The organism is Streptomyces sp. NPDC044033 (genome assembly GCF_056434425.1).
Map to the genome: position 1 here is coordinate 24,410 of NZ_JBWKFF010000006.1, position 26,062 is coordinate 50,471.

14 protein-coding genes are annotated in these 26,062 nt (G+C 73.4%); 6 read left to right on the top strand and 8 right to left on the bottom strand.

All coding sequences use genetic code 11. From position 1 onward, the window contains the following. Window positions 1-8 precede the first annotated feature (8 nt). Window positions 9-941, bottom strand: a complete 933-nt coding sequence (mmuM, locus tag AC07AB_RS13235) for a homocysteine S-methyltransferase (RefSeq protein ID WP_478564774.1) — start codon at window positions 939-941, stop codon at window positions 9-11. Between the two features lie 57 nt (window positions 942-998). Between mmuM and AC07AB_RS13240 the strand changes: the two genes are divergently transcribed. Next, window positions 999-1,922: an LLM class F420-dependent oxidoreductase gene (locus tag AC07AB_RS13240; protein ID WP_478564777.1), complete on the top strand. Its 924-nt coding sequence runs from the start codon at window positions 999-1,001 to the stop codon at window positions 1,920-1,922. A 285-nt stretch (window positions 1,923-2,207) separates the two neighbouring features. On the opposite strand, the gene AC07AB_RS13245 is transcribed toward AC07AB_RS13240, so the two are convergent. The 5 genes from AC07AB_RS13245 to AC07AB_RS13265 form a co-directional block, all read right to left on the bottom strand. Further along, the gene (locus AC07AB_RS13245; RefSeq protein WP_478564780.1) at window positions 2,208-2,684 is read right to left on the bottom strand and encodes a DUF6099 family protein; all 477 of its coding nucleotides are present in this window, start codon (window positions 2,682-2,684) and stop codon (window positions 2,208-2,210) included. Window positions 2,685-2,800: 116 nt separating this feature from the next. Further along, a complete protein-coding gene (locus AC07AB_RS13250) occupies window positions 2,801-3,352 on the bottom strand; it encodes a nucleotide pyrophosphohydrolase (RefSeq protein WP_478564783.1) in 552 nt (183 codons plus the stop codon). A 58-nt stretch (window positions 3,353-3,410) separates the two neighbouring features. Next, window positions 3,411-4,616 carry an AAA family ATPase gene (locus AC07AB_RS13255; protein WP_478564786.1) on the bottom strand — a complete coding sequence of 402 codons (1,206 nt, stop codon included), beginning with the start codon at window positions 4,614-4,616 and terminating at the stop codon, window positions 3,411-3,413. 55 nt (window positions 4,617-4,671) lie between these two features. Continuing rightward, a complete protein-coding gene (locus AC07AB_RS13260) occupies window positions 4,672-5,064 on the bottom strand; it encodes a cell division protein SepF (RefSeq protein WP_030884042.1) in 393 nt (130 codons plus the stop codon). A gap of 470 nt (window positions 5,065-5,534) precedes the next feature. Continuing rightward, window positions 5,535-6,494 (bottom strand): SMP-30/gluconolactonase/LRE family protein, encoded by a 960-nt coding sequence (locus AC07AB_RS13265; RefSeq protein ID WP_478565427.1) that lies wholly within the window; start codon window positions 6,492-6,494, stop codon window positions 5,535-5,537. Between the two features lie 617 nt (window positions 6,495-7,111). On the opposite strand from AC07AB_RS13265, the gene AC07AB_RS13270 reads away from it, so the two are divergent. Further along, window positions 7,112-8,611, top strand: a complete 1,500-nt coding sequence (locus AC07AB_RS13270; protein WP_478564789.1) for an aminotransferase class I/II-fold pyridoxal phosphate-dependent enzyme — start codon at window positions 7,112-7,114, stop codon at window positions 8,609-8,611. A gap of 27 nt (window positions 8,612-8,638) precedes the next feature. On the opposite strand, the gene AC07AB_RS13275 is transcribed toward AC07AB_RS13270, so the two are convergent. After that, window positions 8,639-9,340 carry a metal-dependent hydrolase gene (locus tag AC07AB_RS13275; protein WP_478564792.1) on the bottom strand — a complete coding sequence of 234 codons (702 nt, stop codon included), beginning with the start codon at window positions 9,338-9,340 and terminating at the stop codon, window positions 8,639-8,641. 712 nt (window positions 9,341-10,052) lie between these two features. Here AC07AB_RS13275 and AC07AB_RS13280 point away from each other — a divergent pair. Continuing rightward, the gene (locus AC07AB_RS13280; RefSeq protein ID WP_478564795.1) at window positions 10,053-11,210 is read left to right on the top strand and encodes a sensor histidine kinase; all 1,158 of its coding nucleotides are present in this window, start codon (window positions 10,053-10,055) and stop codon (window positions 11,208-11,210) included. Further along, the gene (locus AC07AB_RS13285; protein WP_478564798.1) at window positions 11,203-12,420 is read left to right on the top strand and encodes a hypothetical protein; all 1,218 of its coding nucleotides are present in this window, start codon (window positions 11,203-11,205) and stop codon (window positions 12,418-12,420) included. The genes AC07AB_RS13280 and AC07AB_RS13285 overlap by 8 nt, the downstream gene beginning before the upstream one ends. Here AC07AB_RS13285 and AC07AB_RS13290 read toward each other — a convergent pair. Next, window positions 12,387-13,046, bottom strand: a complete 660-nt coding sequence (locus AC07AB_RS13290; protein ID WP_478564801.1) for a response regulator — start codon at window positions 13,044-13,046, stop codon at window positions 12,387-12,389. The two genes, AC07AB_RS13285 and AC07AB_RS13290, sit on opposite strands and share 34 nt — an antisense overlap. A gap of 556 nt (window positions 13,047-13,602) precedes the next feature. Here AC07AB_RS13290 and AC07AB_RS13295 point away from each other — a divergent pair. Beyond that, a complete protein-coding gene (locus AC07AB_RS13295; protein ID WP_478564804.1) occupies window positions 13,603-20,739 on the top strand; it encodes an SDR family NAD(P)-dependent oxidoreductase in 7,137 nt (2,378 codons plus the stop codon). Beyond that, window positions 20,733-25,949: a type I polyketide synthase gene (locus tag AC07AB_RS13300; RefSeq protein WP_478564807.1), complete on the top strand. Its 5,217-nt coding sequence runs from the start codon at window positions 20,733-20,735 to the stop codon at window positions 25,947-25,949. The genes AC07AB_RS13295 and AC07AB_RS13300 overlap by 7 nt, the downstream gene beginning before the upstream one ends. Window positions 25,950-26,062 lie beyond the last annotated feature (113 nt).

Below are 26,062 nucleotides of genomic sequence, written 5' to 3' on the forward strand. Positions count from 1 at the left end.
CTGCGCTCCTATCGCTTTTCGCCGGAGGCGGGACCTCCGGCGATCGTCCGCGCCAGCTCCTCGATCCGCTCCGGGCCGACCCGGCAGCAGCCACCGATGAGCCGGGCGCCCGCGGCCTGCCACGCACTGACCCGCGCCGGATCGAACGTGGGCCTCCCTCGCCAACTCCGTGCCCGTGCGTCCCACACCTCCCCACTGTTCGGGTACACCACCACCGGCTTCCCCGTGGTCCGCGCCGCGATCTCCACGGCCCGCTCGGCGTCGTCCGGCTCGCAGCAGTTGACGCCGACCGCGATCACCTGGTCATTGCCCGCCGCGAGGCGGAAGGCGTCCGCCAGCGGCTGCCCGGCGCGGGTGGTCTCGCCCGCGACGGTATAGGTGAGCCATACGGGCACCCCGCACCCCTCGACCGCCCGCAGCAGGGCCTCCCCTTCGTCGGCGTCCGGCACGGTCTCCAGGGCGAGGACGTCCGGCTCCGCCTCGGCGAGCGCCGCCACCCGGGGCCGGTGGAACCGCTCCAGCTCCGCCACGCTCAGCCCGTACCGCCCGCGGTACTCGCTGCCGTCCGCCAGCATCGCGCCGTACGGCCCGACGGACGCGGCGACCCAGACCTCGCTCTCCACGGCTCCGGCCGCCCGCCGGGCCAGCTCCACACTCCGCCGCAGCAGCGCCCCCGCCTCGGCCCGCCCGGCCCCGCGCCGCGCGAACCCCTCGTACGTGGCCTGATAACTGGAGGTGATCAGCACCTGCGCACCCGCTCTCGCGTACGCCGTGTGCGCTGCCTCGATCTGCCGCGGGTCGTCGGCGAGGAGGCGCGCCGACCACAGGTCGTCGGAGAGGTCGCATCCCTGCGCCGCCAATTCATTGGACAGTCCTCCGTCGAGGACGAGCGGCCCGCGGGCGAGGGCTGCGGCGAGGGGGGTGGCGGGGGTAATGATCATGAGTGTCCTCGGGCCGCGCGGTGATCGATTCGCCGGCCCGCGGGGCAAAATGGGGGTATGGATCTTCGCATCTTCACCGAACCTCAGCAGGGCGCAACCTACGACACCCTCCTCCGCGTCGCACAGACCGCGGAAGAGCTGAACTATGGAGCCTTCTTCCGCTCCGACCACTATCTGCACATGGGGAACGTCGACGGCCTGCCCGGCCCGACCGACGCCTGGGTCACGCTGGCCGGACTCGCCCGCGAGACCAAGCGCATCCGCCTCGGCACCCTGATGACGGCCGGCACCTTCCGGCTCCCGGGCGTGCTCGCCATCCAGGTGGCGCAGGTCGACCAGATGTCCGGCGGCCGGGTGGACTTCGGTCTCGGCTCCGGGTGGTACGCCGAGGAGCACGAGGCGTACGGCATCCCCTTCCCGAAGGAGAAGTTCGGGCGGCTGGAGGAGCAGCTGGAGATCATTACGGGCCTGTGGAACACGCCCGTCGGCGACCGCTACTCCTTCGACGGCACGTACTACCAGCTCACCGACTCACCCGCGCTGCCGAAGCCCGCACAGCCCCGCATCCCGGTGCTCGTCGGCGGCCACGGCACGAAGCGCACCCCCGCCATCGCCGCGCGCTACGCGGACGAGTTCAACATTCCCTTCGCCTCCCCTGAGGACTCGGAGCAGCAGTTCGGACGGGTACGGGCGGCGGTCGAGGAGCGGGGGCGCAAGGCGTCCGAACTCGTCTACTCCAACGCCCTCGTCGCCTGTGTCGGCAAGAACGACGCGGAGGTCGCGCGCCGGGCCGAGGCGATCGGCCGCAGCGTGGAGGATCTCCGGGAGAACGGGCTCGCCGGGTCCCCGGACGAGGTCGCCGAGAGGATCGGCCAGTTCGAGTCGATCGGATCGCAGCGGATCTACCTCCAGATGCTCGACCTGTCGGACCTGGACCACCTGGAGCTGATCGCCGACAAGGTCATGCCTCAGGTGAGCTGACTTCGGTGAGGTGAGGGGGGTCAGGCGAGGTAGGTGACGTGCGTGAGGTGGGATGGCACAGCCGGGTTGGCGTAGATGGGTTGATGTGGTCGGGCTGAGGTGATGGGGCTGACGCGGTGGTGTTGACCCGGTTGGGCCGGTTGGGCCGACGACACCGCCGTCACCACCTCCGCAGTCCCTCCGGTGTGCCGCCCGCGTCGAGTGCGTACCACCCCCTCCCCCAGATCGGCGGGCGATGCCCGCCGCCGACCGCTCGCCTCGTTCGCCTTACTCGCCACACCCGCCTCACGCTCGCCGCGCCCACGCGTCGTCAGGCCCCCGCTCCCGCACTGCGAAGCGCCTCAGTAGCCCGAGCACCCGGTCACTGGACTCGTCGGCGGCGTCGATCGCCTCTAGGCACTGCCAGTACACGCCGTCCTCATCCGAGGCGGAAGCGACCGTGACCAGAGCTATGCCCACCTCTCCGAGCAGTCCGCCGAGACCCAGCAGGGCTCGCCGCGGGTCCCGCATCTCGGAGAGCTGCGTGGCCCGCACCCCGCCGTCGCGCAGGACGGACTGACGTAACCCGCCGCAGGCCCGGCTCCCCGCCTCGCTCAGGCCGCACGCCTCCGCCCGTATCTCCGCCGGTCCGGCGACCGCCAGATGACTGCCCATCGCCTGGGCCAACGCCTGTGCCTGCCATGCCTCCGTGACGATGTCCCGCACGCCGCTGGCTCCTGCCAGGGCGTGCCGTGTGACTCCGATGAGCCGCAGTGCCTCCATGTTCCGTCCCCACTCTTCGACTTCCCGACCTCACTACCCAGAGTGATGACTATCCGCCGGAAAAGCCAGGGGAAAGCAGAAATCTGTGGATACCAGATGCGCTGTGGATATCTCAATCACTCCGGAGAGTGACGAAATCCCGAAACCGGACCGCCCCGATCCGCTTTTGCGGGCACCGTGAGCACCGCGGGAAAGCGGTGCTCATTGCGGTCGATCTTCGCCGCGAGCGCCGCCAGCGCGTCGATCCCCAGCACCTCGCAGAACTGCAACAGGTACGCCAGCACGTCGGCGACCTCGTCCTCGACCAGCCCCGCCGACTTTGGGTCGTCCATCACCCGCGCCGACTGCTCCGGAGTCAGCCACTGGAAGATCTCCACGAGTTCGGACGCCTCGACGCTCAGCGCCGCCGCCAAGTTCTTGGGCGTGTGGAACTGCTGCCAGTCGCGCGCCGCCGCGAACGCGACGAGCCGGCGCTGAAGCGCCCGTACGTCCTCGCCGGAGCCGGCCGTACGGGCGTCGACATCATGAGGTGCGGAAGGTGCGGAGCCGCCACGGCGGGCGGAACCGCCGCGAACTGCGGAGCCGTCGTCAGACGCGGAGCTGTTGGTAGGCGCGGAGCTGTTGGTAGGCGCGGAGCTGTTGGTAGGCGCGGAGCCAACAGGAGACATGGAGCCGTTGGGAGACGCGCCGCCAACAGGAGACGCGGAGCCGTCGTGAGGTGCGGAATCAGGGGTTTCGGTCACGCCCCAGGTCTACCACCGTCACCTCCTCGCCCCACTCGGCCCCCGCCTCCCCCACGCCAAGGGCATCCGCCGACCCCACCGTCCCCACCAGCCTGATATGCCCCCGCGCACACATCCGCACCGCGAGCCCCAGCAACTCGCGCGCCTGCCGCCGGTCGAGGCACCGGTCGAACCCGTCCAGCAGCAGCGTCAACGACTGCCGCGCCGCGGGCACCTCCGCGGCCCGTTCCATGGCCAGCACCCCAGGCCCGGTCAGCAGGACCAGCGCGAGCGCCAGGTAGCGCAGTTCACCGTCGCCCAGCCGCTCCACCGGCATCCCGTCGCCGTCCGGCGCCGACCCCAGTACGGCCCGTACGAGGCCGCCCTCCGTCTCCCGCGCCGCCAGCCCGTCCACCGTGGCCCCCCGGCACCCGGCCCGTACCGCCGCGACCAGGGCCGTGTGCCGGATGGCGCACTCCGTGCTCGTACGCCCCAGCACCGCGGCAACGTTGTCGCATCCGCTCCGCAGCAGCGCGTCCGCCGCCTGCGCCGGGGCCCGCATCAGCTCCGGCCGCGGGTCGCAGGCGAAGACGGAGCGCAGCGCGACCACGACCTGTTCCGCGGCCTGGAGCACGAGTCGCTGACCCGCCGTCTTGCCCGCGACCCGCAGCGGCAGCAGTGCCGTGCCGAGCAGGTCGTCGGGGAGCGGGGCGCGGGTGACGGGCACGGCGCCGGCGGTGTGCCAGGCCGCCTGGACGCTGCGCCGCCCGGGGTCGCGCAGCGCGCTGGAGAGCAGCGTGCACCCGGCGCCGGTGAGCCGCTCACCGACCAGGCGGAGTTCGGGCTCGGCCTGTACGGCCAGGTCGAGGCGGACCTCGCCGGCCGGTCCGTCCACCGTGCAGCCGATGCGGAATCCGCGCCGCCCCTGCGCGTCCGGTCTGGCCTGCTGCGGCACGCACGCGGCGCTCCCGCCGGCCACCGGGGCCAGGGCGGCGTCGAGGGGCTCACCGCCGGCGAGCCGGGCGAGCGCCTCGTACGCCTGGAGGACGGAGGACTTGCCACTGCCGCTCGCACCCGTGAAGAGGGTGAGCGGGCCAAGCGGGAAGGTCGCTTTGCGGTGTGTTTTGAAGGCGGAGAGCCTGATCTCGGTGACGGTGGGGCGGGCGGTCGGGCGAACTGTGGCGGCCGGTCCGGCGCAGCGTGCGTCCATGACCGGACCGTATGCACCGACCTGGACGGCGAACCGTTTTAGCTGACCGGTCTTCCTACGATCGGGGTACGCCGGAACCGATCGCCGGCTCCGCGACCTCGGTGCCGACGGGCGCCAGCAGGAAGACGTTCGCGTCGACCCGGTGCATGGCGCTGCCCAGGCCGAAGACGACTCCGCTGGAGAAGTCCAGGATGCGCTTGGCGACCTCGCTGTCGGCGACGCTGAGGTCGAGCAGGACCGGGATCTGAGCGATCAGGTACTCGGCGACCTCCCGGGCGTCCGCGAAGACCTGCACTCTGATGACGACGAACCGGCGCTGCTCCTCGTCGGGTTCCTCCTCGGGCAGCGCCCGGTGGTTGGGCCAGGAAGGCCATGCGTTGCGACTGCGCAGGGGGACGACCTCGGCCAGGCCCTCCCACTGCTCGTCGGTGGCGTCGCGACCGATCACCGGATCACCCCGTTGGGAAGTGTGCTGGCTATGTACATCCCGCAATCTTAAAGATGAACACACAATCTCTGCGCCGAATGACACGCATCCGGCGGCGTATGAGGGATCCCGTAGCAAAGCCGATACAAACCGGCTCTCCCGAACGGGTCGATGCGGGCATCGGCACCCGTACGTCGTCACGAAGAACCGCAGAGTCGGAGAGCTGGATAGCCGGAGATCCGGAGAACCAGAGGGGCTGGAGAAGCAGGGAAGCAAAGAAGGGGGGAAGCGGCAGAGAAGTGGTGGAGCGGTGAAGCGGCAGAGAAGGAGCGGAGAAGAGACGGAAGCGGTTGCCTCCGGCTAATGCCCCGGATATTGCCATCCCATACGGCCCACGAACCCCACACGACATGTTCGAGGCCGTACGAAAATGGGCTTGCCGCCCCGGCCACTGATCCACCGGTTCCGTTCTCCTCCTTCATGATCACCGCTTAACCGCCGCCGTCCGGGGACACCGCCGCCGGAGAGAGGTCGCTGATGGCGATGCCCCGTTCCAGCAGACTTCCCATGACCAGGTGCGCCCCGTGCCGGCTGACGCTCGTGACCATGCGGTACGGGCTCCCGCCGCACCGCAGGTCGCGGACGATGCCGCCCTCCGTGCCCACCGCCAGGACGCGTACGGTGCGGTTCGGCCGGGGCCGGACGCGCTTCGCCGCGGTCCACGCCATCCGTCCTGCGGCCGGGCCCCTGCGGTGCAGCCAGTCCAGGCCCGGCACGCGCGGCCCGGCGAGAGCTATCCAGAACAAGCCGTCGGCGTCGCGGGAGATGTTGTCGGGGAAGCCGGGCAGGTCCTCCACGAGAACGTCGTGCTGTCCGGCGCGGGGGCCGGACAGCCAGAAGCGGCTGACGCGGAAGGCACCGGTCTCCGCCACGGCGACGAAGGACTCGTCCGGGGCCAGCACCACGCCGTTGGCGAACTGGAGCCCGTCCAGCAGCACTTCGGGATCCCCGCCCGGGCGCAGACGCAGCAGCAGCCCCGTGCCGGTGTGCTCCAGTATGTCGCCGAGCCAGTCGTCAAGGCCGTAACGGCGGCTGGAGACCGTGAAGTAGACGGTGCCGTCCGCCGCGGCGGCGGCATTGCTGCAGAAGCGCAGGGGCGCGCCGGCCGCCTCGTCCGCGAGGGTGGCCACGGCCCCCGTCTCCGGGTCCACCCGCAGCAGGCCGCGCTCCGCGTCGCACACGAGCAGCCCGCCGCCGGGTACGGCCTCCATGCCCAGCGGCCTGCCCCCGGTGCGCGCGACGACCTCGGGGCGAGCGTCCCCGGCCGCCTCCGGGAGCGCCAGCCGCCAGATGCTCCCGTCCGCGGCTCCGGCCAGGATCCGGCCCGCGCCGTCCACGATCACGTCCTCCGGCCCCTCGATGCCGGGGGCGATGACGCGCGGTACGGGCAGCCGCTGCGGCCCTTCGGCGCGAGCGAGCCGCGGCCCTCCTGCTGAAGGCCGCGGCTCTCCCGTGGAAAGACGCGTTCCTCCCGCTGAAGGCCGCGGCTCTCCTGCCGAAGGCCGCGGTCTTCCCGCCGAAGGCTGCGATTTACCAGTGGGGGGCCGCGGCTCTCCCGCCGGAGAAGGGTGCCGCCCGGACGTACTCACGCCGCATCACGGGAAATGGTCATGCCGCCTCCAGTCGATCGCTACCTGCCCCACCTGCACTGTTATCCATTCGGCCCGTTCATTGCGTACGGTCCGCTCACTCTGTTCGGTCCGATCGGCCCGTTCATTCCGTACGGTCCGTTCACTCTCTTCGGTCCGCTCGGCCGGTTCAACACGTCCGTTCTCTTCGCTCGTTCAACGGGCGGGTGCCGGAGGAGTACCCCTACGCCCACCGGTGACACCTGTTCCGCTTCATCCGCCAATCAAGTGAAGGCCTGACCACCAGGGCGGTCGGCACATAAAGACTTCTTGTCCTTTGCTCCGCACGGAAGTTGATCGACAATCAGCTGACTGGCGGGAATTCGCGGCCCGCCGCGGAAAGGGATTGGTCCCGCGCCGTCACGGGCAGTCGTCTGTCCATGGCTGTCGATCAAGACGATCACGTCGACCACATCGACCACAATGAGGCGCCGGTACTCGACGCACTGGTCCGCTACCGCGAGTCAAAGGAACTGTCCTTCACTCCGCCCGGGCACAAACAGGCGCGCGGGGCGGACCCGCGAGTGCGCGACGTGCTCGGTGACGCCGTCTTCTACGGTGATCTGCTGGCGTCCGGCGGCCTCGACGACCGGCGCACCACCGGCCGCGTGCTGGAACGGGCCGAGGCCCTGATGGCCGATGCCGTGCGCGCGGAGCACACCTTCTTCTCCACCTGCGGCAGCTCCCTCTCCGTCAAGGCCGCGATGCTCTCGGTCGCCGGTCCGCACGAGAAGCTGCTGGTGGGCCGCGACGCCCACAAGTCGGTGGTCTCGGGGCTGATCCTCTCCGGGGTGCGGCCGGTGTGGGCGGACCCGTGCTGGGACGACCGGCTGCACCTGGCGCACCCGCCGTCCGCGGCCGAGTTCGAGCAGGGTTTCGCCGAGCACCCGGACGCCATGGGCGCGCTGGTCACGAGCCCCACCCCGTACGGCGGCTGCGCCGACCTCCCGGCCATCGCCGAGGTGTGCCACCGGCGCGGGCGGCCGCTCATCGTGGACGAGGCGTGGGGCGCGCATCTGCCGTTCCATCCCGACCTGCCCTCCTGGGCGATGGACGCCGGTGCGGACGTCTGCGTCACCAGCATCCACAAGATGGGCAGCGGGCTGGAGCAGGGCTCCGTCTTCCACCTCCAGGGCGGCCTGGTCGATCCCGCCGTCCTCGCCTCGCGGGCCGATCTGCTGGGCACCACCAGCCCCTCCGTGCTCCTCTACGCCGGAATGGACGGCTGGCGGCGGCAGATGGCCCTGGACGGGCACCGGCTGATGAGCCACGCCCTGGAGCTGGCCGCCGAGGTGCGCGCGGCCATCGAGGGGATCGAGGGGCTGCACGTCAACGACCGCGACGACTTCTGCGGGCCGGGCCTGGCCGCCGAGTTCGACCCCCTCCCCGTGGTGATCGACGTCCGGGGGCTGGGGACCACGGGTTACCGCGCGGCGGACTGGCTCCGCGAGCACCACCGGATCGACGCGCACCTCGCCGACCACCGCAGGATCAGCGCCCAGATCACGCACGCCGACGACGAAGCGACCACGGGCGCGCTGACCGGGGCCCTGCGCGAGCTGGCCGGACACGCGCAGGAGCTGCGTCCGTCACCGGTCATCGACGTTCCGCCGTCCGGCGAACTCCGGCTCGAACAGGCGTGTCTGCCCCGCGACGCGTTCTTCGGCCCGACCGACACCGTGCCCGTGGGAGAGGCCGCGGGGAGGGTGGCCGCCGAGATGCTGACCCCGTACCCGCCCGGCATCCCCGCCGTGCTGCCCGGCGAGCGGCTGACGGACCCCGTGCTGCGGTATCTGCGGACCGGCGTCGAGGGCGGAATGAACCTGCCGGACGCGATGGACCCGACGCTGCGGACCGTACGCGTACGGAAGGAGAGCTGAGGGGAGATCGGGCGGGCCGGGGGCCGCTCAGCTGATGGCGTTCGGCGACAGCGCGGTGAACCAGAGCAGGATGACGGTGGCCACGCCCATGATGGGAGTGAGGATCTCCGTCTCCAGCTTGTTGCCGGTGTGCTTGATCACCACGATCTCGTAGCGCTTCTTGTGCGGCCACAGCCAGGGCGCGCCCATCTTGGTGATGGAGTCGCCCAGCAGGTGCGCCATGCAGCCCAGCCCGATGGCGTACGGCAGCCAGCCCGGTGCCGAGGGGATGAACTTGGCGAGCACCGCCGTGCCCATCCCGGCCATCGCCACGATGGTGCCCCAGGCGGAGAAACCGTGCCCGGGCGGACAGAGGTTGAGTGCCCGTACGGCCAGTGCCAGCAGGAAGAAGGACATGGCGAGGGTGAACGGGCGGCCCAGGTAGGTCACCCCCGCCCAGCTGCCGAGGGTCATGAAGGCCACGAAGAACAGCGAGTGCGTGGCGTGCCGGTGGCCGCCGGAGATCCAGGCGACGAAGCGGCACAGCGTCTTGGAGATCGGGCCGAGGAAGTTGGCGATGGTGCCGTCGTGGTGGTCCAGATCGGGCAGCAGCGCGGCACCGGCGCAGAGCACGGTGCCCATCAGTATTTCCTGCGGCGACAGGTGAGTGTGCATCAGCATCGGCGGCAGGTACGACGCGGTGCCCGCGAAGATCAGCGCACCGCTCATGGCGTGCGAATGGCCCATCATCGCGCGTTCGTTCCTCCCCGTCCCGGCGGCACGATCCTGACGTGCCCTCACTTTCGGCAGAGACGCTATCAGCCTGATCAGAGCGGGTCCGCCAAGGGTGCGGGGTCGGCCAGCGCCGCGCGCGGGGCCGGCGAACGCGGGCGGCGCACGCCCTCGGAGCCTCCCTCGGAGCCTCCCTCGGGACCCGCCTCGGAACCGCCCCCGGAACCGCCCTCGGAAGCGCCCTCGGCCGGGTGCCCCTGCCCACCCCCGTGGGGCAGGAGACCCGGCGCTCCGGGCTGGGAGGTCCGGCGTCTCGGCCGGGACGGTCTCGGCCGGGACGACCACGCGACGCCCCGGCACGGAGCCCGGAGCACCGGTCGGTGCCCCGGGCCGGGCGGTGAGGACGTTCCGGCGATGTACGGGCCCGAACCGGCAAGGTGCCGGAGTGGTCCGCACGCTGACCTGACAGACGCTATCGTCGGCGGCCGCGGACGTGTGACGGTCAATCGACCGACAATCGACGGCGGATCCCGGCGGACGGGAGTGCGGCGTGGCACTCGAACCGGACAGACCTGACAGGCCGGATGGAACAGACGCGCCAGGCGGGCCGTACGGGCCAGGGACGCCGTACGCGCCAGGCGGGCCGTACGCGCCAGATGGGCCCTACGGGCCAGGAGCGCCGGGCACCGGGCCGCCGCCGATACGGTCCGGCACGATCACGTCGTCCTCCGTGGGCGGCCCCAGCGACCCGAACGGCCCCGGCCCCGGCCCCGCCGAGCGGGAGTTCGTGAGCTTCGGACGCCGGTACGCGCACCGGATCCGCGCGGTCGTGGTGTGCACCTGCGCGCTGCTCGCCCCACCGGCGATGCCCGCGGACGCGATGCCCGCCGCCGTGGCCGCCGCGGCCGGGTTGCTCGGGTGGAGCGCGGTGCACTACCGCCTCGGCACGGCCCGGCGGCGGCCCCGTCTGCTGCTCGCCGCCGACGTGGCGGTGCTGACCGGCCTGTGCCTCAGCCAGGCGCTGACCATCCCCGCGACGCAGACGCTGCACGGCAGCACCTGGGTGCTGGTGGCGGTCAGCATCGTGGCGGTGTCGTACCAGTTGGTGTACCCGGCGGCGCTCGCGCTCGGACTGACGCTGTATCTCGCCGCCGCCGATCTGGCCGGGGCGATGCTGGACCGGCCGGACGGCTGGGCGTACGCGCTGCCCAATGTGGGCTGGCTGCTGGTGCAGTCGACGCTCGCCCAGGGGCTGTACCGGCTCGTCCTGCGCAGCAGCCGCACCGCCGACGCCGCGGCCGCGAGGACCGCCGCGGTCCGGCGCGGCCACGAGGTCGCCCAGGCCCAGCGCTCCGCCGAGCGCGAGTATCTGGCGACGCTGCACGACACGGCGTGCGCCACGCTGCTGATGGTCGCGGTGCGCGGACAGTCGATCCCCGGCGATGTCCTGCGGAGCCAGGCGGCCGAGGACTTGCGGCAGCTGGCGGCGGAGCGGGTGACGACCGGGGAGTCGGAGGTGGCGGAGGAGCTCCGGGAGGAGATCGCCGGCCATCCGCTGCGGGTGCGCGCCGAGTTCGCGGGCGGGCTCGGCAGCGCCTGGCATCCGGCGGTCGTGGCGCTGCGCGGCGGCGTGGCCGAGGCGCTGCGCAATGTGGCGCTGCACTCGGGTGTCGGCCACGCCACGGTACGGGCGGAGCGAGCGGGCGAACGGGTCACCGTGACCGTCAGCGATGACGGCGCCGGGTTCGATGTGACGCTCGTACCCGCTCACTGCCGGGGGCTCGCCTGGTCGGTGGTCGAGCGCATGGCGGCCGTCGGCGGCCGGGCGACCGTCGACTCCGCGCCGGGCCGGGGCACGACGGTACGGATGGAGTGGCCGTATGTCTGAGATATCAGACATGTCAGAGGCACTGACGGAACGGATCGCCGACGACATGCGTGGCGGGCTGCGCGTGGCGGGTCTGGTCATCCTCGCCGCCGTCCACTTCGGGCTGGCGCTGCCCGCCCTGCTGTCCAATCTCGACCACTACCGGCGGCCCTGGGTCCAGTTCGCCGCCTTCGGCGTGCTCACCCTGGTGATGGCGGTGGACCTGCTCCTCGGCGCGCGGGGCCGGGCCCGGCGGCGGCTCTGGACCGTCACCGGGCTCGGCTTCGCGCTGGCCGCGTCGGCCGTCGCCACCAGCCAGTTGCCCGCCACACACTTTCTCGCCACGCCGCACTGGTCGTTCCTGGAGATCGGCTGGTTCGGAGTCCTGCTGCTGTACGGCGAGAGGCTGCGGTGGACGCTGCTGTTCATCGGCGGCTGCGTGGCGCTCACGCTGGCTCAGCTGCTGTCGGCGGGGGCGCCGTCGCGTCAGGTCGCGGCGGGGATGGCCGTCAGCGCCATGGTCATCTGCGCGTTCCAGGTGGCCGCCGCGGTCATGGCGGGGCTGCTGCGGGGGTGCGCGGCGGCGGCGAGCGCGACCGCGCGGGAGCAGGAGCGGGTACGCACCGAGGCCGAGGTGTCCGCCCGGATCCACGCGGACCAGCGGGCGCGCTACGAGGATCTGCGCCGTTCCGTGCTGCCGTTGCTGGCCGGGCTGTCCGGCGGGGCGCTGGACCCGGCGGACGAGCGGGTGCGCCGCCGGTGCGCCTTCGAGGCCGCCCGGCTGCGGCGGCTGTTCGCGGAACGGGACCAGGCCGCCGACCCGTTGGTGCACGAGTTGCGGGCGTGCATCGGGGTCGCGGAGCGCAACGGCGTGGACGTACAGCTCGCCGTGCGGGGCACGCCCGCGCCGGTGCCGCGACAGCTGCGGCGCGCGCTGACCGAACCCGTGCTCGCCGCCCTCACGACGGCCGAGCACGCCGCCCGCGCGACCGTGGTGCGCGGCGGCGGGCGGGTGCGGGTCAGCGTCGTCACCGACGCCCCGCGCACGGACATCCCGGTCTCGGGCGATCCGGGCGTCCAGGTGCGTACGGTGCGGAGCGAGGGGCGGCTGTGGGTCGAGGCGGCGTGCGCCGTGCCGGGCGGCACCGCCGACGGCTCCGGGTCGGCCGACGCTCCGCTTGACGCCCCGTCACCCGCTCACAGTTCGTCGAGCGAGACCCAGCCGTCCTGAATGGCGCGGGCGACGAGGTTCGCCTTGGTCGGCGCCGGACGGCCGGCGTTGGCGTACTTGATCCGCACCCGGTCGAGGTAGGTGTTGACCGTGCGGACCGAGATCCCGAGGCTGAGCCCGACCATGGCCTTGGACTCCGACTGGAACCATTCCAGCAGCACCTCCACCTCGCGCGGGGCGAGCGAGGGGCGGCCCAGCCGGACGTCGCTGCCGAAGGCTCCGGCGAGGGCCGGGGGCGTATAGGGGCGGCAGTCGGCGGCGGCGAGCGTCGCCGCCACGAGGTGGTCCTCTCCCTCGGCCTTCGTCAGGAAGGTGAACGCTCCCAGGTCGAGGCAGGTCAGCGCGGCGTCCTGGCTCTCCTGCATGGTGTAGACGACCACCTGCCGCTCCATCGCGACGAGTTGCTTCAGCTCGTGGTAGACCGGGGCGCCGCGCGAGAGCTGGAGGTCGAGGACCACGACATCGGCGGTGCTTCCCACGCCGGTCAGGGCGAGTGCGGTGTCGGCGCCCTTCGCCACCACGGTGATCGGCCGTTCGGAGGCGGCGTACCAGGACTCGATACCCGCGAGCACGACGGGGTGGTCGTCGATGAGGGCGACGGTCACTGGCGCGGTTGCTTCAGCCATGGCGAACTGCCCTTCCGCTGCCCTCCGGGCGACCCTGAGCGGCCACCGTACCGATCCGGCACCGGTCGCGGACGGCCCCGTACCGGTCCCGTGTCCATTACGGACGCTCCGGCGCTTCGCGTCCCGACGCTTCCACCCGGCCGCTGCACACCCCGCCGCTTCACACCCGGCCGCCTCATGCCTCGCCCGCCGCTTCACACCCCGCCGCTGCACGGCTCGCCGCCTCCGGTCCGGGCGGCTTCCAGCTGGTGGCCCCTCCCCGAAAACCGCGCAACCGGACTGTGATCTGTCCCACAATCAGTGTCCCATCGATAGGCACACAGTTATGTGGGCATGACAATTTCATCTCTATTGCGTTACTCGGGGATGGCGGCCGCGAAAAGCCGCGGTCCGTTGGGCCACTAGGGGCGAAATGCCCGGCAGTGGGCACGTCGCACATGATCGACGGAGAGTAACCAGCTGTAGGGAGTGGACAGTTGACCTCTCGGAAAATCGTCCCGTCTACTACGCACCATCAGCTGGTTGACCGATCACGCAGTCGGGAGAGCCCATGAGGATGCCGGGTCCAAGACCGTCCAACGCGCCCTCCGCGACGCCCGGGTCCGCCCAGCCCGCACCCGAGTCCGGACACCTCGCCACCGGTTCGCCGCACCCCTCCCCCGGTACACAGCCGGGCGCGATCATCGCGGTCAACCCCGTGCACCGGCCGTCGCCCCGGCTCACCGCCGCCGCCTGCGCGGCGGGCGCGCTCGGCGTACTGGAACTGCCCGCTGGTGACCCCGGAAGGATCGCGGAGCTCCTCGACCGTACCGACCGCTGGTCGACCCGGCCGTTCGGCATACGCGTCCGACCCAACTGCACGGCTTCGAGGAGCGAGTTGCCCGACCGAGCGGAGTTCGTGCTGCTCGCCGATCCGGACCGGCGGCCCGAAGAGTTCGCCGGCCGCCGGGTCCTGGCCGAGGTCACCGATCTCGCCGAGGCCGTACGAGCCGTCGAGGGCGGAGCCCACGGGCTCATCGCACGCGGTACGGAAAGCGGCGGAAGAGTAGGAGAGTTGAGCACCTTCGTCCTGCTGCAACAGCTCCTCGGCGCCACCGGCACCGACGTGCCCGTCTGGGCCTGGGGCGGCATCGGCGTGCACACCGCCGCTGCCGCCGTGGCGGGCGGCGCGGCGGGGGTCGTGCTCGACACCCAACTCGCGCTGCTGGACCAAGCGGAGCTGCCACTGGAGATCACCGAGGCGCTCAGCGGGCTCGACGGCTCGGAGACCGTACTGCACCACGGCACCCGCGTCCTGCTGCGACGCGGCCCCGGTACCCCTCAACTGCCTTCCGAGCGAGCCGAGTTCGAGGCAGTGATCGGCGGTGACGACCTGCGGACCCAGTTTCTGCCCGTCGGTCAGGACGCCTTCCTCGCCGCCTCCTTCGCCCGCCGCTGGACGACGGTGGCCGAGGTCGTACGCGGCATCCGCGCCGCGCTCGTCGGCACCGTCGAGGACGGCGCGAGCGCGGCCGCGCTCGGCGCCCACTCCCCCGGGGCGCGGGCTCTTGGTACCCGGCTGCCCATCGTCCAGGGGCCCATGACCCGCGTCAGCGACCGCCCGGAGTTCGCCGCCGCCGTCGCGGAGGGCGGCGCGCTGCCGTTCCTCGCGCTGGCGCTCAGCGACGCCGAGCAGACCAGGACGATGCTGGAGCGCACCCGCGACGCGGTCGGCGACGCGCCCTGGGGCGTCGGCGTCCTCGGGTTCGCCGACGAGGAGATCCGGGCCGCGCAGCTGGAGGTCGTACGGCAGCTGCGGCCGACCCACGCGATCATCGCCGGCGGCCGGCCCGCGCAGGCCGCCGACCTGGAGGCGGCGGGCATCGCCGCCTTCCTGCACGTACCGTCGCCGGGGCTGCTGCGGCAGTTCCTCGCGGAGGGCGCACGCCGGTTCGTCTTCGAGGGCGCGGAGTGCGGCGGGCATGTCGGCCCGCGCAACAGCTTCCCGCTCTGGGAGGCCCAGATCGAGGTGCTGCTCGACTTCGTGGCGACGGCGACTCAACCGGAGAGGGCAGGGGCGGCGACGGCCGCCGCGGACATCACCGTCCTGTTCGCGGGCGGCGTGCACGACGAGCGTTCGGCCGCGATGGTCGCCGCCCTCGCCGCGCCGCTGACCCGCGCGGGCGTCGCGTTCGGCGTACTCATGGGCACCGCCTACCTGTTCACGGAGGAAGCGGTACGGGCCGGGGCCGTCCAGCCGCTGTTCCAGCGGCGGATTCTCGCCGCCGAGCGGACCGACCTCCTGGAGACCGCGCCCGGCCACGCCACCCGCTGCGCGCACAGCGCGTTCACCGCCGACTTCGCCGGCCTCAAGGAACGACTCCGCGCGCGGGGCATGCCCGACCGCGAGAGGTGGGCGCGGCTCGAAGAGTTCAACGTCGGCAGGCTGCGGCTGGCCAGCAAGGGCATCGAGCGCGTCGGCTCCGGCCTGCGCCCCGTGGACGAGGGCCGGCAGGACGCCGAGGGCATGTTCATGGCCGGTGAGGTCTGCGTGCTGCGCGACGAGGTCACCACCATCGCCGCCCTCCACCGCTCGGTGGGCGACGGGGCCGCCGACTGGCTGCGGGCCCGGAAGGAGGCCGTCCGCGCCACCCTGGGTCTCTCCCCGCAGCCCGCCGAACAGCCCGCGCCCGCACCGCTGCGCATCGCCGTCGTGGGCATGGCGGGCATGTTCCCCGGAGCCCCCGACACGGCCGCGTTCTGGGCCAACATACTGGCCGGCAAGGACTGCGTCACCGAGGTGCCGGCCGAGCGCTGGGACCCGGCGCGGTACTACGCGCCGGACGGCGACGGCGAGCACACCCCGTCGCGATGGGGCGGCTTCCTGCCCGAGATCCCCTTCGATCCGCTGCGCTTCGGCATCCCGCCCGCCTCGCTGAGCAGCATCGAGCCGGTGCAGCTGCTCGCGCTGGAGGCCGCCCGGCGCGCCCTGGCGGACGCCGGCCAGACGGAGCGGGACCACGCACGTACGTCGGTGGTCTTCGGGGCCGAGGCGGGCAGCGACCTGGCCAACGCGACCACCTTGCGCACGGTCCTGCCCGCCTACGTCGGCGAACTCCCCGCCGCGCTCGACGAACAGCTGCCCCGCCTGACCGAGGATTCGTTCCCCGGCGTGCTCGCCAACGTCATCGCCGGCCGGATCGCCAACCGCCTCAACCTCGGCGGCGCCAACTACACCGTCGACGCGGCCTGCGCCTCCTCGCTCACCGCCGTCGACGTGGCGTGCAAGGAACTGACCACCGGCACCAGCGACTTGGTGCTGTGCGGCGGCGCGGACCTGCACAACGGCATCAACGACTATCTGCTCTTCTCCTCCGTACACGCCCTCTCGCCCACCGGCCGCTCGGCGACCTTCGACCGGTCGGCCGACGGAATCGCGCTCGGCGAGGGCGTCGGCTGCGTCGTGCTCAAACGGCTGGCCGACGCCGAACGCGACGGCGACCGCGTCTACGCCGTGATCGACGGGGTCGGCAGCGCCAGCGACGGCCGCGCCCTCGGTCTGACCGCCCCGCGCCCGGAAGGCCAGCGCACCGCGCTCACCCGCGCCTACCGCAACGCCGGAGTCTCCCCCGCGCGGGTCGGCCTCGTCGAGGCGCACGGCACGGGTACGGTCGTCGGCGACCGTACCGAACTGGCCACGCTCACCGCGGTGTTCGCCGAGGCCGGGGCCGCTCCCGGCAGCTGCGCCGTCGGCTCGGTGAAGTCGCAGATCGGCCACACCAAGTGCGCCGCTGGGCTGGCCGGGCTGATCAAGGCGGCCCTGTCGGTGTACCACGGGGTGCGGCCGCCGACCCTGCACGTACGGCAGCCGAACCCGGCCTGGGACGCCGACCGCAGCCCGTTCGTCTTCCACTCCGCGGCGCGGCCCTGGGCCGCGGAACCGGCCGATCGGATCGCGGGGGTGAGCGCCTTCGGCTTCGGCGGCACCAACTTCCATGTCGTTCTCCGCGCACACGCCCAGGTCCCGGCCGCCCACGCGCTCGACGAGTGGCCGGCCGAGCTGTTCACCTTCCGGGGCAGGGACGACACCGCCGCCCGGCGGGGCGCCCACGCGCTGCTCGGCCTGGTTGAACGCGAGGGAACGTGGAGGTTGCGTGACTACGCGCGTAGCGCCGCCCGGCGCAGTGATTCGTCCGCCGCGCGGGGCGAGCCGGTCCGGATCGCGCTCCTGGCCGACAGCGTGCCGGAGCTGGCCCACCTGTTGCGCAGAGCCGTCGAGGGGGCGGATGACCCGGGGGCGGGGCTCTTCACGGCCCGCGCCCAAGAACCCGGCGAAGAAGGCGAAGAAGGCGAAGAGGGCCGAGGGGGCCGAGAGAGCCGAGGGGGCGAAGGTGCCTTCAACGGCGGCAAACTGGCGTTCCTCTTCCCCGGTCAGGGCAGTCAGCGCCCCGGGATGCTCGCGGATCTCTTCGTGGCCTTCCCCGAACTGCACGGCTGCCTCCGGCTCGGCTCCCGCTGGGCGGACGCCCTCCACCCGCCCGCCGCCTTCGACGACGCGACCGCCGCAGCGCAGCTCGCCCGGCTCACCGACACCGCCGTCGCCCAGCCCGCGCTCGGCATCACCGGGCTCGCCGCCGCCGAACTCTTCGCCACCGTCGGGGTGCGCCCGGATATGACCGCGGGCCACAGTTACGGCGAACTCGTCGCGCTGGCCGTCGCCGGATCCCTGACGCCCGAAGACCTGCTCACCGCGAGCGCCGCCCGCGCCGAGGCCATCCTCTCCCGGGTCCGCGGCGGCGACCCCGGCGCGATGGCGGCGGTCACGGCGACGGCCGAGCAGGTCGACAAGGTGCTGGCGCTCGCCGGGCTCGCGGGCGAGGTCGTCACCGCGAACCGCAACTCGCCCCGGCAGACCGTGGTTTCCGGGCCGACGCGGGCGATCGACGCGGCCGTCGTCCACCTGCGGGACGCGGGTCTCGCGGCGAAGCGGCTCCAGGTGGCCTGCGCATTCCACAGCCCGCTGATGGCCGATGCGGGCGACGCGTTCGCCCGCGCGCTGAAGACGCTGCCCGTACGCGCGCCGTCCGTTCAGGTCTGGGCCAACAGCACGGCCGCCCCGTATCCGGCCGACCCGGACGCCGTACGGGCCGGGCTCGCCGAACAGATCGGCGCGCCGGTCCGGTTCGCCGAGCAGATCGAGGCCATGTACGCGGCGGGGGCCCGGATCTTCACCGAGGCGGGTCCCGGCCGGGTGCTGAGCCGGCTGGTCTCCGCCGTACTCGGCGACCGTCCGCACCGCACGGTCGCGCTGGACGGCGGCGGCCGGCGCGGCGGGCTGTACGGATTCCTCGCCGCCGTCGCCCAACTAGCCGTCGCCGGGGCCGATGTACGCACCGGGCGGCTGTTCCAAGGACGCGACGCCGTCGACGCGGAGAGCGCCGACGCGCCCACCGCGGCCGGCTGGACCGTGAACGGTCAACTCGTCCGACGTGCCGACGGCACCCTCCTGCCCAACGCCCTGCACCCCGCCCGCCCCCTCACGGAGCTGATCGTGCCGGAGAACCCCACTCGGGACGGCGCCGCCCTGCCGTCCGGTCCGGATGCCTTGATCGCCGAATTCCTGCGCAGCAGCCGGGAGATGGTAGCGGCGCAGCGCGATGTGCTGCTGCGCTACCTGGGAGGTACGGAGCCGCCGCCCGCTGCGACGGCCCCGGACGCTGCCGTGGCGCCCGAGCCGATCGCCAGGCCGGCCAGCGCGCCCGCGATCGCGCTTGGCGCTCCCCGGGAGCCCGTACCAGTGCCCGTACCCGAAACCGCGCCCGTATCCGAAGCCGCGCCCTCGGGCGTCGCCGCCGACCGGAGCACGGTGCTCGCATCGGTGCTGTCCGTCGTCGCGGAGCGCACCGGCTATCCGGTCGACATGATCGAACCGGAGCTGGACCTGGAGGCCGACCTCAGTGTCGACTCCATCAAGAGGGCTGAAATAGCAGGCGAGTTGGCCACTCGACTCGGCCTGCCCTTGGGCGACGGCGCGGATCTCGATGAGGTCAGCTCGGCGCGTACGGCGGCGGCGATCACCGGTCTGCTCGTCGCCAGGCTCGGCGGCCCGGAGGCCGGGGCCCCGGAAGCGGCCGAGGCGACCACCGGCCCTGCGGAGGCCGTCGCGCCGATCACCGCTGAAGCCGTCGTCATCCCGCCGCAGCGCCTGGAGTTCGTCGAGACCGACCTGCCGCCGGTCGCCGCCTCCCTCACCCCCGGCGGCACCGTGACGCTGCTGGGCGGCGGGGTCCTCGCCCCGCTCCTGGCCGAACGGCTGCGGGCCGCCGGTGCGCACCCCGAGATCGTGCCCGGCGACCGGCCCCCGGAGCGGCTCGGCGGCGGCACCGTCGTGTACCTGCACGCCTTCGAGGCTCCCGAGACCTCGCTCCCCGACGCGTTCCCGCTGTTCAAGGCGGTGCTGGCGGACAGCGGCCTGCGGCGGCTGCTCGCCGTCGAGCGCCGGGACGCGGGGCCGGCGCGCGGCCTGCGGGGCTTCTTCCGCAGCCTGGCCCGCGAGTACGAGGACATCGCCGTGACCCTCGTCGAGGTGGGAGCGGACGACAGTCCGGAGACGGTGGCGGAGGCGCTCGTCACCGAACTCGCCGCTGCGGAAGCCGCCATGGGTCCCGTAGCGGAATCCGCCGCGAAAGCCACCGCGGAATCCGCCACGGAAACCCTCACAGAAGCCCTCGCGGACCGGGAACCGGTCGTCCTGGCCGACGGCGGGCGGCGGCGCGCGCTGCGCCCGACGCGTACCGGTCTCGGCACGCTCGCCGCCACCGGCGCGGGTCCGGCGGGCGACGGCGGCGCGGAGGCCGCCGCCGCCGGGCTCGACCGCGACTCGGTGGTACTGCTGGCCGGGGGCGCGCGGGGCATCACGGCGCGCGTCGCCCGCGCGCTCGCAGCGGCGAGCCGGTGCCGGATCGAACTGCTGGGCCGCACCCCGGCACCCGCCACGGCCGAGGACCCGAAGACGGCGGGGGCCGTGGGCCGGGACGGGCTGCGGGCCGCGTTCATCGCCGCCGGGGCGGGCTCGCCCGCCGAGATCGAGCGCGCCGTGTCGGCCGTGCTCGCCGAACGCGAGGTACGAGCCACCGTCGCCGACCTGCGGAGTCTCGGCAGCCCGGTGCGCTATCGCTCGGTCGACGTGCGCGACGAGGAGGCGGTACGGGCGGCGGTGAAGGACATCCACGCCGAGCACGGCAGGCTCGACGGGATCATTTACGCGGCGGGGGTCATCGAGGACCGGCTGGTCGCCGAGAAGTCGCCCGAGTCCTTCCGGCGGGTGTTCGCCACGAAGGTCGACGGCGCGCGCGTACTGCTCGACGCGGCCGGGGCGCTGGCCGACGGACCTCGGTTCGCGGTGCTGTTCGGCAGCGTCGCCGCCGCACTGGGCAACCGCGGGCAGTGCGACTACGCGGCGGCCAACGACGCGCTGGAGGAGCTCGGCCGCCGCTGGTCGACCCCCGGCCGCCGGGGGCTGACCGTGCACTGGGGGCCCTGGGCGGCGGCGGAGAGCGGCGGCGGCATGGTGACGGCCGAGCTGATGCGCTCGTACGCCGCCCGCGGCATCAAGCTCATCGACCCCGAGGAGGGCCCGCTCAGCCTGCTGCGCGAACTCGCCTGGGGCGCGCCCACGGTGCACTCGGTCCTCTATACGGCGTCCGGATGGTGACCGGCGGGGTCCGGGCGGCGGGCGGTGGCGGCCGGGCGGCGGCGGGTGGAGTCCGGGCGGCAGCGGGTCACGTTCGGGCGGCAGCCCCGGTCGGGGCCTCCCGTACGCGGCCGCCCGCACCGGTCCGTACGGTCCCGGTGGCCATCGTCGGCATGGCCGCCCTCTTCCCGGGAGCCAGGGACCTGGAGGGCTACTGGCGGAACATCGCGGGCGGCGTGGACTCGATCACCGAAGTGCCCGCCGGGCGCTGGGACGAGGAGTTCTACGCGCCGGAGGGCCCGCGGCGGGCCGATCGCGTCTACTGCCGGCGCGGGGGTTTCGTGGACGAGGACATCGCGTACGACCTCACCCGGTTCGGCGTCATGCCCGCCTCGGTCGCGGGGACGGAGCCCGATCAGCTGATCGCGCTGGACGTCGCCCACCGGTCCGTGGAGGACGCGGGCGGCTACGGGGTACTGCCCGCCGACCGGCAGCGGGCCGGTGTCGTACTCGGCCGGGGCGGCTACCTCACGCCGGGCCTGGCCCGGCTCGACCAGCGGGTGCGAACTGCCCATCAAGTAGTGCGCACCCTGCGCGAGTTGGTGCCCGAAATCGACGACGAGCGGTTGGAGCGGGTCCGGGCGGCCTTCACCGCCCGACTCGGCCCCGAACAGCCCGAGTCGGCCATCGGCCTGGTACCGAACCTGGCCGCGTCGCGCATCGCCAACCGCCTGGACCTGTGCGGCCCCGCCTACACCGTGGACGCGGCGTGCGCCTCCTCGCTCGTGGCGGTCGATCACGCGGTGCGCGAACTCGGCGCGGGCCGGTGCGACGTCATGCTCGCGGGCGGCGTGCACCACTGCCACGACATCACGCTATGGAGCGTCTTCAGCCAGCTCGGCGCGTTGTCGCGCAGCCAGCGCAGCCGCCCCCTGCACCGCGCCGCCGACGGTGTGCTGATCGGCGAGGGCACGGGCATCGTGGTGCTCAAGCGGCTGGCCGACGCCGAACGCGACGGCGACCGCATCTATGCCGTGGTGGCCGGCACCGGAGTGGCCGGGGACGGCCGATCGGCGAGCCTGTTCAACCCGGACTCCGGCGGCCAGGTGCGCGCCGTACGCCAGGCGTGGGACGCGGCGGGCCTCGACCCGAGGGTCCCGGACTCCGTGGGGCTGCTGGAGGCGCACGGCACCGCGACACCGGCCGGTGACGGTGCCGAACTCGACACGCTGGCCGAGGTGTTCGGCCCAGGCGGCACCAGCGGCGGGACCGCCGACCGGGCGGCCATCGGCTCGGTGAAATCCATGATCGGCCACACCATGCCGGCGGCGGGCATCGCCGGCCTGATCAAGGCGGCGCTCGCGCTGCACCACGGCGTACTGCCGCCCACCTTGCACTGCGACGACCCCCATCCGGCGCTCGCCCGCACCCGCTTCGCACCACTCGACCGGGCCCGCCCGTGGAACGCGCCCGCGAGCGGCGCCCCGCGCCGGGCGGGCGTCAACGCGTTCGGCTTCGGCGGGATCAACGCCCATGTGGTGCTCGTGGAGGCCGTCGGCGCAGCCCGTACGGTCGCTAACGCGCGCCGGGGGGCCAGTACGGTTCCGGACGATGCTCGTACGGACTCCGGTGCCCATACCCGTACCGTCCCGGACACTCACACGGACTCCGGCTTCCGCACGGACTCCGGCTTCCCGGCGGCCCCCGCCAACCGCGCGGCCCCCGCCGACCGTACGGGCCCTGCCGACCGTACGGGCCTTGGCACCCGTACGAGCCCGGCAGCTGAAGAGCCCCTCAGCGCCCCCACCCCCGGCACCTCCCGCATCTCCGTGACCGAGCCGGAGCGGGTGCTGCGGCTCGCCGCCGCCTCCCCCACCGCGCTGGCCGAGGTGCTGGCGGGCGACGACTCGGCGGTGCTCGCCGCCGGGCTGGACGAACGCGCCCGGGTGGGCGATCCGTGCCGGCTGGGCGTCGTCGACCCCACGCGGCGCAGGCTCGCGCTGGCTCGCAAGGCCGTGGCCAAGGGAGCGCCCTGGCGGGGCCGCAGTGACGTGTGGTTCAGCCCCCGGCCGCTGCTCGGCGCGGCCGGGGGGCGTACGGCATTCGTCTTTCCCGGTCTGGAGGCCGAGTTCGAGCCGCGCGTCGCCGAACTGGCAGAGCGGTTCGGGCTCGACTGGTCGCCCGGCGGGGCGGAGGTCGGCGACGTCGGGCGGCACGGTGCGGCCGTGTTCCAACTCGGCCGGGTACTCGACGCCGCGCTGCGGCGGCTCGGCGTGACGCCCGACGCGGTCGCCGGGCACAGCGTGGGCGAGTGGACCGCCATGGCCTGCGGCGGCATGCACGCGGCCGACGAAGTCGACGCCTTCCTCGCCGACTTCGACCCCGACGCGCTGCGCGTACCGGGCGCCGCCTTCGCCGTGCTCGGGCTGGCCGCGGACCGGGTGCGCGCCGAACTGGCCGGCCGTGACGACGTGGTGCTCTCGCACGACAACGCCCCGAACCAGTCGATGATCTGCGGCCCCGAGGAGGCGGTCACCGCCATCGTGCTGCGTCTGCGGGCCCAGGGTGTGATCGGCCAGGTGCTGCCGTTCCGCTCCGGATTCCACACGCCGATGCTCGCGCCGTACCTGGCGCCGATCCGGGCCGCCGCCGAGACGTACACGCTGCGCCCGCCGACCACCCCGGTGTGGTCGGCGACGACCGCCGCGCCGTATCCGGACGACCCGGACGGCGTACGGGAGTTGTTCGTACGGCACTTGCTGGAACCCGTACGGTTCCGGCTGCTGATCTCCGCCATGCATGACGCGGGCTTCCGCGCCTTCGTCCAGTTGGGCGCCGGCCAGCTCGGTTCGCTGATCGATGACACGCTGACCGGCCGGGACCGGCTCGTCGTCTCCGCGCACGCGGGGTCGCGGGACAGCCTGGCGCAGCTCCGCAGGGTGGTCACCGCGCTGTGGACGGACGGCGCCGAGCCGGACGTGGGCCCGCTGCTCGGCCCGGCCGACGTTGCCTCGGCCGGCATCTCCACGGCCGCCGCCTCCCGGGCCGACCGCCCGGCCCGCCCCGGCTTCCGGCTCGACCTCGGCGGGGCGCTGGTGTCACTGCCCGCGCAGGACCGGGGAATCCTCACCGGGCTGCTCGCCGGACCGACGGCCGGTGCGGGCGAAGGGTCAGGGGGCCGCGTCGCCAGTAGGTACGGGGACGGGGACGGCCCGAACGCGTCTGCTGCCGGTACGGTCGGCCCCCACCCACCAAAGACTCAGGGAACCGGACACCGCCTCGTCGTCGACACGGCCGAGTCCCGAACACCCGCCACTGCCTCAGAAACCCACCCCCGCCCGGCCGTTGCCACGGAAGCCGGGCCGCCGCGCGTCAGCGACGCCGCCGACGGTGACCCGTTGGCGCGGCTCGAACGGGTGGGGGCCGGGTTCCCGATGGCCGCCGAGCTGTCCGCGCTGCTCGGTGATACCGCGGCCACGGCAGCCGACCTCATCGCCGCCGCCCGGCAAGGGCGCGCCCGCCCCAGGAGTCCGGAGCCGCCCGAGCCCCGGCTTCCCGCGCATCGCGCCCCGGCCGGGCCGACGCCCGTACAGCGGGCGAAGCGGCAACAGGCGTACGACCGTACGCCCACGCCGCCCCGCCCACCGGCCCCGGCGCCGGCCCACGCACCCTCGCGCGCCCCCGACATCCCCGCGTCCTTGCGCATCGATGTAGCGCGGATGCCTTACCTGCTCGATCACTGCTTCTTCCGGCAGCGGCCGGGCTGGCCCGATGCCGTCGACCGGTGGCCGGTGGTGCCCGCGACCACGGTGATCCGGCACCTCATGGACATCGCCGAACGCGCGGCGCCCGGCCTGCGCGCGGTCGCGCTGCATCAGGTGCGGCTGCTCAAGTGGATCGAGGCGATCCCGGCCGTGAACGTTTCGGTGACGGTGCATCAGGCGACGTCGGACAGAGTCGAGGTGGGCCTGACAGGGTCGGCCCGCGCCGTAGTCGAACTGGCCGACGGTCACACGGACCCGCCCGCGCCGTGGCCCGTCGACCCGGCCGCCGAGCGCGTACCGGAGCTGCGCGCCGAGCAGCTCTACAGCGAGCGGTGGATGTTCCACGGCCCTCGCTTCCAGGGGGTCACCGAGCTGACCGCGATCGGCGACCGGCACGTACGCGGGCTGCTCACCGCGCCGGAGGCGCCTGGCGCGCTGCTCGACAACGTCGGCCAGCTGCTCGGCTACTGGATCATGGCCACGCTCACCGAGCGCACCACCGTCCTCCCCGTGGGCATGGACCGCATCCGCTTCCACGGCCCCGAGCCCCGCCCCGGTTCGCGCCTGATGTGCGCGATCCGCATCACCGAGGTCACCGGCAGCACCCTCACGGCGGACATGCAACTCACCCAAGACGGCCGAGTGTGGGCCGAGTTGACGGGGTGGACGGACCGCCGGTTCGATACCGACCCCGGCATCCGGGCGGTGGACCGGTTCCCGGGCGAGAACACGCTGTCCACGCTGCGGCCGGAAGGCTGGGCCCAGGTCTGCGAGCGCTGGCCGGATCTCGCGACCCGTGAACTGATCATGCGCAACATGCTCGGCAGCGCCGAACGCGCCCGGTACGAGCGGCTTCCGCCCGTCCGCCGGCGGCACTGGCTGCTCGGGCGGATCGCGGCCAAGGACGCGGTGCGCGGCCTGCTGTGGCGGGAGGGCGCGGGCGAGATCTATCCGGCCGAGATCGCCGTACGCAACGACGAGTCCGGCCGGCCCCTCGTGCACGGCGTGCACGGGCGGGTGGTGGACGGCATCGCCGTCTCCCTCGCGCACTGTGCGGAGACCGGCGTCGCCATCGCTCGACGCGGCCCGTGCGGCATCGACGTCGAGGAGGTCGCGGACCGGTCACGAGCCACCGTCGAAGCAGCGTGCCGAGACGAGGAGTTGGCACTGCTCGACGGGCTGGTACGGGACGGCGGAGACAGCGGGGCCGTGTGGTTCACGCGGTTCTGGGCGGCCAAGGAGGCCGTCGCCAAGGCGCGCGGCACCGGACTGCGCGGCCGACCGGCCGACTTCCGGGTGGTGGCAGCGGACACCGGCCGACTGCGCGTGGTGGCCGGGGGCGTCCCGTACGACGTACGGGTGCGGGAAACAGCCAATCCGCCGGGCTTGCCCGCGCGGAGTTACGTGGTCGCGTGGACGGCCGCCGACGAGGAGACAGAGGAGACAGGTGAGCGGGATGACCACTGACGCTACCGGACTCGCGACGGCGGAGGCGGCCGAGGGCGCGCCGCCCGCCGGGGCCGGCCACAGCAGCCCGGGCACGGCCGGCCCCGGGGCCGGCCTCAGCCTTGGCGCCGACC